The organism is Micromonospora sp. GCM10011541 (genome assembly GCF_042650725.1).
GTDB classification, from domain to species: domain Bacteria; phylum Actinomycetota; class Actinomycetes; order Mycobacteriales; family Micromonosporaceae; genus Micromonospora; species Micromonospora sicca.
On sequence record NZ_JBHSBP010000057.1, the window covers coordinates 51,226 to 66,058 of the forward strand.

A 14,833-nucleotide genomic window follows, 5' to 3' on the forward strand; every position below is an offset into this window, starting at 1 on the left:
AGAGCTGGGGAATTCCGGCCGAAATCGCTCTGACCTGCGGTTTTGCAATCCCCACCCTGTGGATGGAAGATTTCGGGTCGAGCCTTGAGGCCGTTCGTCCCGTACTATCTCAGCGAACGGCTACACCTGGACAGCGGATTGCACTTTCGGTTGAGAAGGGTCACGCTCCGGCCGTGAGTTACCGGGACTGGGGAAGCGGGGAGGGCAGCCCGCGAGAGCGCCAGCCGATCGCCCCCTGGGACGATCCCGCCGAGCCGTTCCCGGTCGACGCGTACGCGTCCGAGCGCTACCGCACCCCCAGTCGTCGCCGCGCCAGCGAGCGGGGCCAGCAGGAGCCGGTCGACGCCTACCTGCCCCGCTGGGCTCTCGAGTCGGGGGTCAGCCGCGCGGACGGCGGGGGCCGGCACGCCGCCCCGGACGACGACGACCTCGACCGCCCGCGGTCGGACGGCGGATGGCGTACGTCCACCGACGGCGACTGGCGCCGGGAGCGCGAGCCGCAGGCCACCGGCGTCGGACCGGCCGGCGAGCACACCGCCGAGTGGACCCTCGACGTGCCGCAGGACCAGGGGTATGTCGGTAGCCGGCGCGCCGAGTCCGCCGAGGACCAGCCGGTCTCCAGTGCCGCCCCGCGGAGCCGGCCGCGTCGCGCCCCGTCCCGTCGCCCGCAGGTGATCTGGTCGGGTGTGGAGGAGGAGACCCCGACGGAGGGGGAGCGCGACCGACGGGACACCGGGCGGCCGGGCCGGCGCAGCCGACGGGCGGCGGCGGATTCCTGGTCGCGACCGGCGACGGATTCCTGGGAGCGGGGCCGTTCCGCCGAGCCGGATCCCGCCGAGCAGCCGGCGGTAGACCCGTGGGACGCCTCCGGGGTGCACGCCTGGGACCGCTCGGCGACCGGCGGGCGGTGGGACCAGGCGGACGGCGCCGGGCGCTGGGACCGGTCCGACCACACCGGTGAGTGGGACCGGTTCACCGACACCGGCCAGTGGGACCGGTACGGGGAGACGGACGAATGGGACCGGACGGTGCCACCCACTCGGCTGCGGGACCGGGGGGCCGACGGATGGTCGTCGGCGGAACAGGCCGAGGGTTTCTGGTCCGGGACCCGGCTGGCCGGCGACGATCCGCGCTGGATGGCCGCGCCGCCCTCCGCGCCGCGGTCACCGGTGGTCGCCTACACCGCGCCGCGCCCGCGGGCGGTGCCCCGACGCGGGGTGGAACCGGTAGGTGCCGGCGGGGCCTCGATCCGGCGGCGGATGGAGACGATCGGCGGTGGGTCGTGGGGCCGTCCGCTCGAGGACGACCTGCTGGACCCGGATCCGAGCGGGCCGATCCGGCCGCTGGTCTACACGGCCGCCTGTTATCTGGTCCCCGCGGTGCTGGTCTTCCTCTGGCTGTTGACGCTCGACGGGCAGGCACCGCCGGGCTGCGTCACCGACATCACCGGCGGGGGGTGTGACTCGCCGCGGGCGCACGCCTTCGCCTCGCTGATCGCGGGGGCGCCGCGGTTCGGGTTGGCGCTGGTGAGCAGCCTGGTCGTCGCGGTGCTGCTGCGCCGGGTCGGGACGACCTGGCGGTCGGCGACGGTGGCGCTGGCGGCGGCGGTGGTCGGTGGCGGTCTCTCCACGGTGATGATCAGCGCGGTGACCGGTCAGCCGATCGGCTGACCGCGCCCAGGCCCGGCCTGACCACCGCCCCGCCGGGCCCCGGCCCCGCCCTGGCGACGGTCCGGCCCCGGCGCGGCCCGGCGCGATCGCGGCGCCGCCATACCCGCGCGGCGTCCGCATGCGCGAGGGCCCGCACCGGTTCCGGTGCGGGCCCTTGCGTGGTGCTGGCGGGTGTCAGCCCTGGACGACGTTGAGGTCGAACTTGGCGGACACCTCGGGGTGCAGCTTGACGCGCACCGGGTAGGTGCCGGTCGACTTGATGTGACCGGGCACCTCCAGCCGACGACGGTCCAGGACCGGGCCGCCGGCCGCCTTGACGGCGTCGACGATCTCGGCCGGGGTGACCGAACCGAAGAGCCGGCCGCCCTCGCCGGCGCGGGCCTTCAGGCTGACCTTGAGACCCTCGAGCTGGGCCTTGACCTCGTTGGCGTGGTCCAGGTCGCGGATCTCCCGGGCCGAGCGGGCCCGCTTGATGACCGTGACCTGCTTCTCCGCGCCCTTGGTCCAGGCGATCGCGAAGCCCTGCGGGAGCAGGAAGTTACGGCCGTAGCCGTTCTTCACCTCGACGATGTCGCCCGGGGCACCGAGGCCGGACACCTCCTGAGTCAGGATGATCTTCATGTCGGTGCCTCCTCTCAGCGGGTCGTGGCCGTGTACGGCAGGAGCGCCATCTCGCGGGCGTTCTTGACCGCGCGGGCGATCTGCCGCTGCTGCTGCGAGGTCACGCCGGTCACCCGTCGAGCGCGGATCTTGCCGCGGTCGGAGATGAACTTGCGCAGCAGCGCGGTGTCCTTGTAGTCGATGTAGGTGATCCCGTCCTTGTCGAGCGGGTTCACCTTCTTCTTCGGCTTGCGAAGTGCCGCAGCCTTGGCCATTGCACGTGCTCCTGGTTTGCGATCGCGGGCGCTCGGCGCCATTAGAACGGAGGCTCCTCGTCGAAGTTGCCGCCCGAACCACCGCGCGAGGGAGCCGGGGCAGCCGAGGCCCAGGGGTCGTCGAAGTTGCCTCCGCCGCCCTGGCCACCGCCACCACCGGAGCCGAAGCCACCGCCGCCACCACCACCGGAGCGCGACATCTTCTGCACCTTCGCCGTGGCGTAGCGCAGCGACGGGCCGATCTCGTCGACCTCGAGCTCGATGACGGTGCGCTTCTCACCCTCGCGCGTCTCGTACGACCGCTGACGCAGTCGACCCGAGACGATCACGCGGGCGCCCCGCTGCAGCGACTCGGCGACGTGCTCCGCCGCCTGCCGCCACACCGTGCAGGCCAGGAAGAGCGGCTCGCCGTCCTTCCATTCGTTGGTGGTCTTGTCCATGAACCGGGGCGTCGAAGCGACCCGGAACTTGGCGACCGCCGCACCCGACGGGGTGAACCGCAACTCGGGGTCATCGGTCAGGTTGCCGATGACCGTGATGGTGGTGTCTCCTGCCATGACCATCTCCTCGCGCACTCATCAGATCCCGCCGTACAGGCTCTCAGAGCCGTACGACAGAGCCGATGAGGCTGATCCGGGCGAACCGGGGTTGAATGCTTAGCGCATCTCCGGCCGGATGACCTTGGTGCGCAGCACGGACTCGTTGAGCCGCAGCTGACGGTCCAGCTCGGCCACGGCCGCAGGCGTGGCCTGCAGGTCGATGACGGCGTAGATGCCCTCGGCCTTCTTGCTGATCTCGTACGCGAGGCGCCGGCGGCCCCACACGTCGGTCTTCTCGACCGAGCCACCCGCGGTCCGGATCACGTTCAGGTACGTGTCGAGCGACGGGGCGACGGTGCGTTCCTCGAGGCTGGGGTCGAGGATCACCATGATCTCGTAATGACGCAAGACGTGCTCACCTCCTGTGGGCTATGCGGCCACGGTCCTTCCGTGGCAGGAGGTCTGCGTCGTGGCCCGCTCCGGTACCGGGGGGACCCGGCCGAACGCGGACAACCGGACCAGGATACCCGGTCCGGACGATCATGCCCGGGCCGGTCGGCGGGACCGGCCGGGCGCGGTGACAGGGGCCCACCGCCGGCGTCGAGCACCGGAGGTGGACCCCTGTCCACGGGGCCGCGGGGCGTCCCGTCCGCATTCCTTGGGTGGGACCTGGGGAGGAACGACCACACCGATGAGGTTGGATCGAGGACGCCCCGCGGAGCTTTATCGTGTTGTCGGCTGATCTGACCATACAACGGCTCTCGTCACCTGTTGGGGGAAATGAGGAATTTGCCCCAACCGCTCCGCCGATCGGTCGTCGGGTGGCGCGAGTCGGATCCCGCCCCGCCGTGCCGGGCCGCACGGCGGGGCGAGCCGTTTCCGGGGGTCTCCCGGGCCGCGGGTGGATTGCAGCCGGGTGGAGCGTCGACCATCGATCCCACCTCGCACAACGACCGCCCGCCCGCCGGGTGACGCATCCGGTCGCCGCGCCCGGCCCGGCGCCGAGCCGATCCGGAGCCGGGACACCGCCGCCGCCGTCACCCCGCACGTCGGGGGCGCGACGTAGGCTCCCCTGCATGCGAATCGGAGCCCACGTCGATCCGACCGACCCGCTGGCCGAGGCCGCCGCCCGGGACGCCGAGGCCGTGCAGTTCTTCCTCGCCGATCCACAGGGGTGGAAGGCCCCGAAGGCCCGGGATGACGCCGAGCGGCTCCGCGACGCGGACGTCGACCTGTACGTCCACGCGCCGTACGTCGTGAACGTGGCCACGCTCAACAACCGGATCCGGATCCCGAGCCGGAAGCTGCTGCTCGGCCACGCCACGGCGGCGGCGGCCATCGGCGCGAAGGGGCTGATCGTGCACGGCGGCCACGTCAACGCCGGTGACGACCTGGCCGTCGGCTTCGACAACTGGCGCAAGACCTTCGCGTACGCGGCCGACTCCGGCGGCTTCCCGCTCCCGGTCCTGATCGAGAACACCGCCGGCGGCGACAACGCCTGCGCGCGGCACCTCGACGCGCTGGCCCGGCTCTGGGACGCCCTCGGCGACTACGAGGTGGGCTTCTGCCTGGACACCTGCCACGCCCACGCCGGCGGCGAGGACCTGCTGGGGCTGGTCGACCGGGTCAAGGCGATCACCGGCCGGATCGACCTGGTGCACGCGAACAACTCCAAGGGCGCCTTCAACTCGGGGCAGGACCGGCACGACAACCTCGACGGCGGCACGATCGACCCCGAGCTGGTGGTGGCGGTGATCCGCGCGGCCGGCGCCCCGGTCATCGTGGAAACGCCCGGCGGGGTCGACGGCCAGGCGGCCGACATCGCCTTCCTGCGCGGCCAGCTCGGCACCGGGACGTCGGCGGCATGACCACGGAGCAGTCGGACGCGACGGACGGCGGCGGCCCCGCCGGCTCGACCACGAACGGCGACACCCGGCTACCCGCCGAGGCCGTCGGCACCGACGGCACCACCGCCGCCCCAGCGACGGACGGCGCCGCCGCCCGAGCGGCCACGAAGGACCAGCCGGCCGCGAAACCGGCCGGCGGGGACGGTCCGGCCGCCGCTCGGACCGGCGCGGGGAACGGCGCCTCCGGCGTCGACCCGCACTCGGCCGCCACGAGGGACGAGCCCATCGCCGCCCCGGGCGACGGCGCCGCGACCGCCGCCCACGATGGCGACAGCGCAAGGAAGGCCGGGAAGGCCGCCACCACCGGCCAGGCCGGGAAGGCCGCCACCACCGGCAAGGCCGGGAAGGCCGGCGCCACCGGCAAGGACGCCCCCGCCGCGGGTACGGAGAAAGCCGACCCCTGGTCCGCCTTCGGTCCCGCCCCCGACCCGGTGCTCACCCGGCCCCGACGGGCGGTGCGCGCGGTGGGCCGGTTCCTGGTGCACGAGTGGACCCTGGCCGTCGTCGCCGCGCTGGCCCTGGCCGTCCTGCTCACCTGGCCGACGCTGCGCTACCCGCTCTACACCCTGCCGCAGGACTACTGGGACCCGAGCCTGCAGTCCTGGCAGATGGCCTGGTCCGGGCACATCCTGCTGACCGACCCGGCGCAACTCTGGCACTCCAACACGTTCTTCCCGGAGCAGTGGAGCTTCGCCTTCTCCGACACCCTGCTCGGGTACGCCCCCGCCGGCATGATCGGCACCGGGCCCGAGGCGGCGGTGCTGCGCTACAACATCATGTTCGTGCTGGCTCACGCGCTCGCCACGTTCGGGGCGTACGCGTTGGCGCGGCAACTGGGCGCCGGCCGGATCGGGGCCGCGGTGGCCGGCGTCAGCTACGCGTACGCCCCGTGGCTGCTGGCCCAGGCCGGGCACCTGCACATCGTCTCCAACGGCGGCATCCCGCTGGCGCTGGCCATGCTCGCCCGGGGACACGGCTGGTCCCTGCGGTACGGCTACCGGCCGGAGCGCCGGCACGACGGGTGGGCGTACGCCGGCTGGATGGTGGCCGCGTGGCAGCTCAGCCTGGGCTTCGGCATCGGCCTGCCGTTCGCGTACCTGTTGGCCGGCATCGTGCTGGTCTCAGCCGTCGTCTGGTTCACCCGACGCTGGCTGGTCCGGCCGGGCAAGCGACCGTTCGGCAGCCGGCTGCTCCTCGCCGACCTGATCGGCGGCACGCTCTTCGCCGCGGTGGGCGTGCTGCTGGCCGTGCCGTACTTCAAGGTCGCCGAGCTGCACCCGAACGCGGAGCGGACGATCGGCGACATCGCCATCTACTCGCCGCCGGCGAGCGGGTTCTTCACCGCGCCGGCGGAGTCGCGGATCTGGGGCGGCCTGCACGAGGGGGCGCGGGCCACGTTGCCCTGGCACCCGGAGATGACGCTGCTGCCGGGTTTCGTGCTCTACGCGCTGGCCGCGGGCGGCCTCTTCTTCTCGGTCTGGCGGCTGCGGCACCGGCTGCTGCTGCTCGCCGGGGTGCTGGCGACGATGGCCCTGGCCATGGGGACCCGGTTCTTCGGCGGCACCTTCACCTACGTGCCGCTCTTCGAGCACCTGCCCGGGTGGAACGGGTTGCGGACGCCCGGCCGGATGATGCTCTGGACCACCCTGCTGCTCGGCCTGCTCGCCGCGGGCGCGGTCACCGCGTTCGCCGCCCGGGTACGCGAGCTGGCCGCCGAGCGGGTGCCGCCGTGGCCCGGGCCCTGGCTGCGGCTGGCCACCCTGCTGCCGCTGCTGCTGGTGATCGTGGAAGGGCTGAACACCACCCCGCACCCGGTGGTGCCGGTGCAGCCGGCGGTGATGCGCAGCGTGGACGGTCCGATGCTGGTCCTGCCGAGCAGCCAGAACCTGGACCAGCCGGTGATGCTCTGGTCGACCAGCCGGTTCCAGGACGTGGTCAACGGCGGCAGTGGCTTCACCCCGGACACGCTCGCCCACGTCCGCGAGCTGACCCTCGGCTTCCCGGACCAGCCCAGCGTCGACTACCTGCGCATCCTGGGCGTCCGCAACGTGGTGATCCTGCGGGGCCAGCTGGCCGGCACCCCGTGGGAGCGGATCGTCGACAACCCGGTGGACGGGTTGGGCATCACCCGCGAGGAGGTCGGCGACGCGGTCGTCTACCACCTCTGACCCGGCTCGGGTCCGCCTTACGCCGGGGCGGGCTCGGCCGCGGCGGAACCCGTCGAGGAACGGGCGCGCCAGCGGACGTACCAGGGGGCGTCGGGGGAACCGTCGAGGACACCACCGTCCGGGTCGTCGGCGTAGATGTGTCGGACCACGTCGCGCTCGGGGCGCATGACGTCCCGGATCACGAAACCGCAGAGCACCGCGACGGTGATCAGCCGGAGGCTGGCGGCCAGCACGAAGACGCCCTCCGGGAAGACCGGCCGGCTGGTCGCCGTGCCGAGCAGCTCCCCGTAGAAGGCGGCGAAGTAGCAGACCTCGGCGAACTGCCAGACGAGGAAGGCGCCCCAGCGCGGCCGGGCGAGCACCGCGAGCGGGAGCAGCCAGAGCACGAACTGCTGGGACCAGACCTTGCTGAAGATCAGGAAGGCGGCGACCACCAGGAAGGCGAGCTGGGCCAGCCGGGGCCGGCGCGGCGCCAGCAGCGCCAGCGCGGCCACCCCGAGGCAGGCCAGCCCGAAGAGGAGGTACGACACCCAGTTGAGGGTGGGGATGTTGGCGTTCAACCAGTCGAACGGCCCCTGGTCGGGGCTGACCTTTCCGTCGAGGTAGCGGCCGATGTACCAGAGGGTGCCCCAGTCGATCGGCCGGGTGGTGTTCAGCTCGAAGAACCTGCCCCAGCTCTCCCGGTAGGGAATCGCCACCGGCAGGTTCACCAACACCACCGTCACCGCGGCCGTGATGACGGACAGGAGCGCGGCCCAGACCCGGCCGGCGCGGACCGCGAGCACCAGGATCGGCCCGAGGATGAACAGCGGCCACATCTTCGCCGCGCCGCCGAGCCCGATCAGTACCCCGGCCAGGGCGGCCGGCAGGGCACCGCTCAGGTCGGGTCTGGCGCGTGCCCAGGCCAGCAGCCCGACGGCGCTCAGCCCGACGGCGAGCAGATCCCAGTTGACGGTGGCGGTGAGCAGCAGGGCGGGGGCGAGCGCGAACATCGCCGCGTCCCAGGGTCGTCGCCGCCGCAGGTTGAGGATGACGGCGACGGTGGCGACGGCGAGAGCGCTCAGCACCAGGGCGTTGAGGTTGTAGAACCACTGCCCCTGGTTGATGCCGGGGTGGTCGGCGCCGAGGGCGTGCACCGGCAGCCCGAGCGCCCCCATGAAGTACCCGGTGAGCACCGGGTACTCGACCGGGTGGTCGGCGTAGGGCACCTTGCCCTCGTTGAGCCCCTCGGCGTAGTAGAGCGCCAGCACGTCCGTGTAGCACATCCGGGTGTACTGGATGTTGTTCTGCCAGGCGCCGTCCTGGCAGGGGGACTTCTGCACCCAGTGCAGGGCGAGGGTCAGGCAGACCAGGGCCAGCACGATCCGGGCCGCCGTCCAGAAGCGGCCCTCCCGGCCGGCGGGCCGGTCCAGCGCGACCGCGTGGTCGCCCAGTGGTCCGCCGATCACCTCGGAGGCGCCGCGGACGAAGCCGTCCGACCGGGACGGGTGGTCGGTGGTCCCGGCGTCGTCGATGCCTGCCGTCGACTGGGTGCTCATGGAGAGGAATCCTGCCGTACGGCAGGGGTCGGCGTCCCGCCTCGACCCCACAATTCCGGTACCCGGATACGCCGACGGCGGCCGGGCGCGAAGTCCGGCCGCCGTCGGCGGTGCCTGGCGATCAGTACGTCTGGCGTGGTGGTGTGGTCGGAAGGATGCCACCGCCACCGCCGCCACGAGGGCGCGGGTCGAACGGGTTGGTCGGTCCGGTGTTCCCGCCGTTGTCGTTGCCGCCGCCGTTGACGGGCGGGCAGAACGGGTTCATCGGGTCCGGGCAGCCCGGCGGCACGGGCGGCGCCGTCGGCGGTGGTGCCTCGCCGTTGCCGGATTCCGGGTCGCCGACGTGCGCGGCCTCCGGGAAGTCCAGCTTGTCCTTGCTCTTGAGGGCGTCGTTCATGAACCGCTGGAAGATGGCGCCCGGCATGCCGGCACCGCTGATCTTGGCGCCGCCCTTCGTCTTGATCGGCAGACGGTTCTTGACGTTGCCGACCCAGACCGCGGTCGCGAGCTGCGGCGTGTAGCCGATCATCCAGGCGTCACCGTTCTCGGTGGTGCCCGGCTTCTGCTCCCAGGTACCGGTCTTCTCGGCGGCCTTGCGGCCGTCGGCGAGCCGGCGGTTCACGGCGGCCGGGTACTTCTCCAGCACCGAGGTCACGTCGCGAACAATGTCCTCGTCGATCCGCTGCACCGGCTTGACCTGCTCACCGCCCAGCTTCCGCCACCTACCGGTCTGCTGTTCCTGCTTCTCCACCAGCTTCACGAAGTGCGCCTTGATGTACTTCCCTCCGTTGGCGAAGGTGGCGACGCCGTTGGCGTGGTCCAGCACCGTGATCGGGTACTGGCCGTAGCCGACCACGTGGAAGAAGGGCGAGGGGGCCAGGTCCTTCGGGTCTTCCTTGGTGAGGTCGTGCGGCTTCGCCGGGTCGGTGTCCGTCTGCCACATCATCGTGACGCCGGCGTTCCTGGCCATCTCGACGACCTTGTCCGGGCCGATCTCCTGGGTGACGTAGTAGAACGGCACGTTCAGCGACTTCAGCGTTGACACCTCGAGGGTGCAGGAGTTGTGGCAGGACGGGTCGTCGAAGCCGGCGTTGCTGACCTTGAACTTGGTTCCCTCGGGGGTGAACGCCTTGCCCTTCCACCTGGACTCGAGGGACTTGCCGGCCTTTAGCGCCGCGGCCAGCGTGTAGATCTTGAAGCTCGATCCGGGCGAGTGGCCACCGCTGACGATGCCGTTGTCGTAGTTCTTGCCGGCGTAGTCGGTGCCGGTGCCGTTGTCACCGCCGTAGTAGGCACGCACCCCGCCGGTCTTGGGGTCAATCGACACCACGGCCGCCATCAGGTTCTTCGGCTGGCCGTCGAGCTCGGAGCCCTTGGTGGCGCGCTGGGCCGCCTCGAGCGCCGCCCTCTGCACCTTGGTGTCGATGGTGGTGGTGATCCGGTATCCGCCCTTGCTGAGCGCCTGCGAGCAGAGCGGCTTGTCGTCGGTGACCTCGGCGTCGTTGTCGGTGCAGAGGTTCTTCTCCCGCATCTCCTGCGCGACATAGTTGATCACGTTGCCGTACGGCGTGTTGACGCCGAAGTCGACCCCGACGCCCTTCGCGCTCGGCTTCTTGAGCGTCTTGGTCGGGTACTCGGTCGGGTGGGCCGGCTTGCCCGGCGCGTCCAGCCAGCCCTCGGTGATCATGCCGCCGATCACATAGTTCCAGCGGTCCAGCGCGGCCGCCTGGTTGATCGCCGGGTCGTAGCCCTTGTGCGTGGCGCTCGGCTCCGGCTGCTTGATCAGCGCCGCGAGCACCGCGGCCTCGGCCACCGTCAGGTTCTTCGTCGGCTTACCGAAGTACGTCTGGGCCGCCGCCTCGATGCCGTACGCGCCCCGCCCGAAGTAGATGACGTTCAGGTAGTGCTGCATGATCGTCGGCTTGTCGTACTTGTCGTTCAGCTTGGAGGCGAGGATCGCCTCCTTCACCTTCCGCGCGTACGTGTCCTGCTTGAGGTTGTCGTAGGCGTTGCGGGCGTACTGCTGGGTGATCGTCGAGGCACCCTGCTTGTCGCCGCCGGTGAGGTTGTTCCAGGCGGCCCGGCCGATGCCCTTGTAGTCCACACCGGAGTGCCGGTAGAAGTTCCGGTCCTCCGCGGCAGCGACCGCGTCCTGCACCCACTGCGGGATGTCCTTGATGGCGACGAAGGTGCGGTTCTCCGCGCCGACCTTGGCGATGATCTGCTTGCCGTCACCGGCGTAGATGGTGCTGGCCAGCGGCGGGGTGGTGTCCTCGGGGAGGATGACGTTGGTGGAGTAGTAGGTGAAGCCCACCACGCCGATGCCGGCGAGCATGATGAAGACGGCGAAGCCGGCGATCAGGATGTTGATCCGGCGACGCTTCTTCGCCCGGGCCGCCGCGGCCGGATCCTTGCCGCGGCCACCGCGACCGGGGCCGTTGGGCCCACCCGGACCACCCGGGCCACCGCCCGCCATGCCCGGGACGCCGGCTCGCGCCACCGCGGCCCGACCACCCACCGCGGCCGAGCCGACGCCCGCCCGGCCGGCCGAGCCCACCGCCGCCGAGCCGACCGAGGCGCGACCCGCCGGACCGCCCGGGGCCGGGGAGACCGGCACCGAGGCGCGGCCGGCACCGGCCCGACCCGAGGCGCCACCGGGCGCCGGGGAGACCGGCACGGAGGCCCGTCCCGCGCCGGCCCGGCCCACCGAGGCCGAGCCCGCCGCACCGCTACGCGGAACCGAAGCGGCGCCGCCGGCCGAGGCCCGTCCATCGGAGGCGGACCCCCGGGGCGGCACGGAGGCGCGGGCCGAGGCCCCGCCCTCCGGCGCGGATGACCAGCCGTTCCCGTGCGGGCTCCCGGGGTCGCCGTTGGGGCCCGGGCTCTGCGCCCGCCCACGCGAAGAACTGGGATCGCCGTAGTTCATTCCTCACACCCTGCCGGTCGCGGTGGGGCGCACATGCGCCACCACCGGGTTGCCGTGAGCTGGACCACGAGACGCTACACCGCGGGCGCGCCGGGGCGCAGGCGTCAAATCCGAAATAATCCGATTAATCAGACGTAGAAGCTGTCGGTCCGCCCAGCCGTCGTCAATCGGGCCGGGGTCGGCCGGTGCAGCTTGATTCACCGTTGCGCCTCTCGCCTTCGGCGAGGGGTGGAACCGTTCGGGGCGGACGAGCCGCTCACCACGCCCTGCTCCGACCCGTCCTCGGCGCCGCCGGCCAGCCCGTCCCGGCCGAGCAGGAACTGCTCGACGAGATGGTTCCAGTCACAGCCGAGGCACACCTCCACCACGAAGACCTGGAACTCACGCAACGTCATCGCCAGGACGGGCAACTCGGCCCGGGTACGCGCCTGGCCGGCGGACTGCTTGAGTTCGTCCCCGTAAATGTAGTGGACGTGGATGAGGTTCTCGCTGCGGCAGATCGGGCACCGCTCGTCGGTGGGTTCACCGTGGAACCGGGCGGCGTTCTTCAGGTACGGCGAGGCGTCGCAGACGTCGTACGTGCCGACCCGGCCGGCCAGGAGCTCACGCAGCACCGCTCGCTTCTGGAGCGAGTAGTCGACGACCTGGCGAGACGTGCGCATGCGGCAAAGGGTACGCGGTCCGGCGGGACGAGGCGACCGCCGTGACAATCCGTGACGGCAACACCTCGGAACGCGGGTTTGCCCTGATCATGGCTGTCCGCTAACGTGCGATGTATCGGTCCGATACATCGCGGCGGTTACCTGCTCCGCGCCGGGGGTAAGAAGGGGTGGCCCGTGCTCGAGCTCGCCATCCTCGGCCTCCTGCAGGAGGCTCCGATGCACGGCTACGAGCTGCGCAAGGAGTTGGCCGCCAAGCTCGGCGCGATCCGGGCGGCGATCAGCTACGGCTCGCTGTACCCGACCCTGCGCCGGTTGCAGGCGGCGGGATGGATCACCGAGGCCGCCGAGACACCGGCGACCGCCGAGGAGGTTCCCGCGCTCACCAGCCGACGCGGTCGGGTGGTCTACACCATTACCGCCGAGGGCAAGGAACGCTTCGCCCAACTGATAGCGCAGGCTGGTCCCGAGACGTACGACGACACGGGCTTCGGCGTGCACTTCGCGTTCTTCGCCCGGACCGACCAGGCCACCCGGCTCCGGATCCTGGAAGGTCGCCGTCGGAAGATCGAGGAGCGTCGCGAAGGCCTTCGCGACGTGCTCGGCCGGGCAGCCGAGCGCCTCGACGCGTACACCCTGGAACTGCAGCGCCACGGCCTCGACGCCTGTGAGCGTGAGGTCCGCTGGCTGGAGGAGCTCATCGCCAATGAGCGCTCCGGCCGTGCCCCGACCGTCCCGCAACCCGGGACAGCCGGCGGCCGACGAGAAGACAACAGCCCGCCTCCGCCTGGAGAGTCCAGGAAAGAGCGGCCGTGATGAAGAAGAAGGAGGCAGACGCTATGGGCTCCGTCCGCGTCGCCATCGTCGGTGTGGGTAACTGCGCCTCGTCCCTCGTGCAGGGCGTGGAGTACTACCGGAACGCCGACCCGAACGACCGCGTCCCGGGTCTCATGCACGTCACCTTCGGCGACTACCACGTCTCGGACGTGGAGTTTGTCGCGGCGTTCGACGTGGACGCCAAGAAGGTGGGCATGGACCTCGCCGAGGCGATCGTGGCCAGCGAGAACAACACCATCAAGCTCTGCGACGTGCCGCCGACCGGCGTCACCGTGCAGCGCGGCCCGACCTTCGACGGTCTGGGCCAGTACTACCGCGAGATCATCGAGGAGTCGGACACCGAGCCGGTCGACGTGGCCAAGGCGCTGCGCGACGCGCAGGTCGACGTCGTCGTCTCCTACCTGCCGGTCGGCTCCGAGCAGGCCGACAAGTTCTACGCCCAGGCCGCGATCGACGCCGGCTGCGCGTTCGTGAACGCCCTGCCGGTCTTCATCGCCTCCGACCCCGAGTGGGCGAAGAAGTTCGAGGACGCGGGTCTGCCGATCGTCGGCGACGACATCAAGAGCCAGGTCGGCGCCACCATCGTGCACCGCGCCCTGGCGAAGCTCTTCGAGGACCGCGGTGTCGAGCTGCTGCGCACGTACCAGCTCAACTTCGGCGGCAACATGGACTTCATGAACATGCTGGAGCGCACCCGCCTGGTCTCGAAGAAGATCTCGAAGACCCAGTCGGTCACCTCCCAGATCCCGCACGAGATGACCAAGAGCGACGTGCACATCGGCCCGTCGGACCACGTGCCGTGGCTCGACGACCGCAAGTGGGCGTACATCCGCCTGGAGGGCCGCTCCTTCGGCGACACCCCGCTCAACGCCGAGCTCAAGCTCGAGGTGTGGGACTCGCCGAACTCGGCCGGCGTCATCATCGACGCCGTCCGGGCCGCGAAGATCGCGCTGGACCGGAAGATCGGTGGCCCGATCCTGTCGGCCTCGTCGTACTTCATGAAGTCCCCGCCCAAGCAGTACGCCGACCACGACGCGCACGCCGCCGTCGAGGCGTTCATCAAGGGCGAGGTCGAGCGCTGACACGCTGACCACAGCAGCATCGAGGGCCGGGTCCGCACGGACCCGGCCCTCGGGCGTTCAGTCGACCCGGAGTACCTCAGGACCAGGCGCGTTGCAGGGCGACCCGGGCCTCCAGTTCCAGCAGCGTCACCTTGCGCGGCAGGCCGCCGCCGAAGCCCACCAGCTTGCCGCCCGCCCCGACGATCCGATGGCACGGCACGATCACCGGGACCGGGTTCCGGTTGCAGGCGACCCCGACCGCCCGGGCCGCGCCCGGCTCGCCGACCGCCTTCGCCACCTCGCCGTAGGTGAGCGTCTCGCCGTACGGGATGCGGGTCATCTCCCGCCAGACCGCCCGCTCGAACTCGGATCCCCGACGTGCCGCCACCGGGACGGTGAAGTCGGTCAGCTCACCGGCGAAGTACGCCCGCAGCTCGGCCACCGCCCGGCCGGCCAGCCCGTCGACCGGCTCGTCGGTGGCCGACGCCACCCGCCCGAAGTGCGCCCCGCAGACCGCCTCGTCGTCGGTGGCCACGGAGAACTCCCCGATCGGCGAGTCGAGCACGGTCCAGCGCATGCCGCCCATTCTGCCGGTCGCCCCCGACACCGGAGCAAACCCGTGGCGGCGGCGAGGCAAGTTTTCCCCGACGCCG

General features: G+C 71.5%; 13 protein-coding genes. 5 read left to right on the forward strand and 8 right to left on the reverse strand.

Annotation, left to right across the window (positions count from 1 at the left end):
• Positions 1-173: 173 nt before the first annotated feature.
• Positions 174-1,670, forward strand: a complete 1,497-nt coding sequence (locus ACFOYX_RS24905) for a hypothetical protein (RefSeq protein ID WP_322439838.1) — start codon at positions 174-176, stop codon at positions 1,668-1,670.
• Between the two features lie 174 nt (positions 1,671-1,844).
• Here ACFOYX_RS24905 and rplI read toward each other — a convergent pair whose 3' ends face one another.
• The 4 genes from rplI to rpsF all read right to left on the reverse strand — a co-directional run bounded on the left by rplI (position 1,845) and on the right by rpsF (position 3,492).
• Positions 1,845-2,291, reverse strand: a complete 447-nt coding sequence (rplI, locus tag ACFOYX_RS24910) for a 50S ribosomal protein L9 (RefSeq protein ID WP_109803703.1) — start codon at positions 2,289-2,291, stop codon at positions 1,845-1,847.
• A 14-nt stretch (positions 2,292-2,305) separates the two neighbouring features.
• On the reverse strand, positions 2,306-2,545 hold the full coding sequence (gene rpsR, locus ACFOYX_RS24915; protein ID WP_013289355.1) for a 30S ribosomal protein S18: 240 nt from the start codon (positions 2,543-2,545) through the stop codon (positions 2,306-2,308).
• Between the two features lie 41 nt (positions 2,546-2,586).
• A complete protein-coding gene (locus ACFOYX_RS24920) occupies positions 2,587-3,120 on the reverse strand; it encodes a single-stranded DNA-binding protein (RefSeq protein WP_238454233.1) in 534 nt (177 codons plus the stop codon).
• Positions 3,121-3,201: 81 nt separating this feature from the next.
• Complete coding sequence (gene rpsF, locus ACFOYX_RS24925) at positions 3,202-3,492, reverse strand: 30S ribosomal protein S6 (RefSeq protein WP_089011932.1); 291 nt, start codon at positions 3,490-3,492, stop codon at positions 3,202-3,204.
• Between the two features lie 668 nt (positions 3,493-4,160).
• Here rpsF and ACFOYX_RS24930 point away from each other — a divergent pair.
• Both ACFOYX_RS24930 and ACFOYX_RS24935 read left to right on the forward strand, forming a co-directional pair.
• A complete protein-coding gene (locus ACFOYX_RS24930; RefSeq protein ID WP_109803704.1) occupies positions 4,161-4,952 on the forward strand; it encodes a deoxyribonuclease IV in 792 nt (263 codons plus the stop codon).
• Entirely contained in the window at positions 4,949-7,159 is a 2,211-nt protein-coding gene (locus tag ACFOYX_RS24935) for a hypothetical protein (RefSeq protein WP_322439835.1), read from the forward strand. The genes ACFOYX_RS24930 and ACFOYX_RS24935 overlap by 4 nt, the downstream gene beginning before the upstream one ends.
• 17 nt (positions 7,160-7,176) lie before the next feature.
• Here ACFOYX_RS24935 and ACFOYX_RS24940 read toward each other — a convergent pair whose 3' ends face one another.
• From ACFOYX_RS24940 to ACFOYX_RS24950, 3 genes are all read right to left on the reverse strand, one after another.
• Positions 7,177-8,697 (reverse strand): glycosyltransferase 87 family protein, encoded by a 1,521-nt coding sequence (locus tag ACFOYX_RS24940; RefSeq protein WP_322439834.1) that lies wholly within the window; start codon positions 8,695-8,697, stop codon positions 7,177-7,179.
• Positions 8,698-8,818: 121 nt separating this feature from the next.
• Complete coding sequence (locus ACFOYX_RS24945; protein WP_322439833.1) at positions 8,819-11,623, reverse strand: transglycosylase domain-containing protein; 2,805 nt, start codon at positions 11,621-11,623, stop codon at positions 8,819-8,821.
• Positions 11,624-11,820: 197 nt separating this feature from the next.
• Positions 11,821-12,285: a DUF5318 domain-containing protein gene (locus ACFOYX_RS24950; protein WP_322439832.1), complete on the reverse strand. Its 465-nt coding sequence runs from the start codon at positions 12,283-12,285 to the stop codon at positions 11,821-11,823.
• Between the two features lie 174 nt (positions 12,286-12,459).
• On the opposite strand from ACFOYX_RS24950, the gene ACFOYX_RS24955 reads away from it, so the two are divergent.
• Both ACFOYX_RS24955 and ACFOYX_RS24960 read left to right on the forward strand, forming a co-directional pair.
• Complete coding sequence (locus tag ACFOYX_RS24955) at positions 12,460-13,098, forward strand: PadR family transcriptional regulator (protein ID WP_109803709.1); 639 nt, start codon at positions 12,460-12,462, stop codon at positions 13,096-13,098.
• A gap of 23 nt (positions 13,099-13,121) precedes the next feature.
• Entirely contained in the window at positions 13,122-14,201 is a 1,080-nt protein-coding gene (locus tag ACFOYX_RS24960) for an inositol-3-phosphate synthase (RefSeq protein WP_109803710.1), read from the forward strand.
• Positions 14,202-14,277: 76 nt separating this feature from the next.
• Here the strand turns inward: ACFOYX_RS24960 and ACFOYX_RS24965 are convergent, their stop codons facing one another.
• Positions 14,278-14,757 (reverse strand): methylated-DNA--[protein]-cysteine S-methyltransferase, encoded by a 480-nt coding sequence (locus ACFOYX_RS24965; protein WP_322439830.1) that lies wholly within the window; start codon positions 14,755-14,757, stop codon positions 14,278-14,280.
• Between the last annotated feature and the right edge of the window lie 76 nt (positions 14,758-14,833).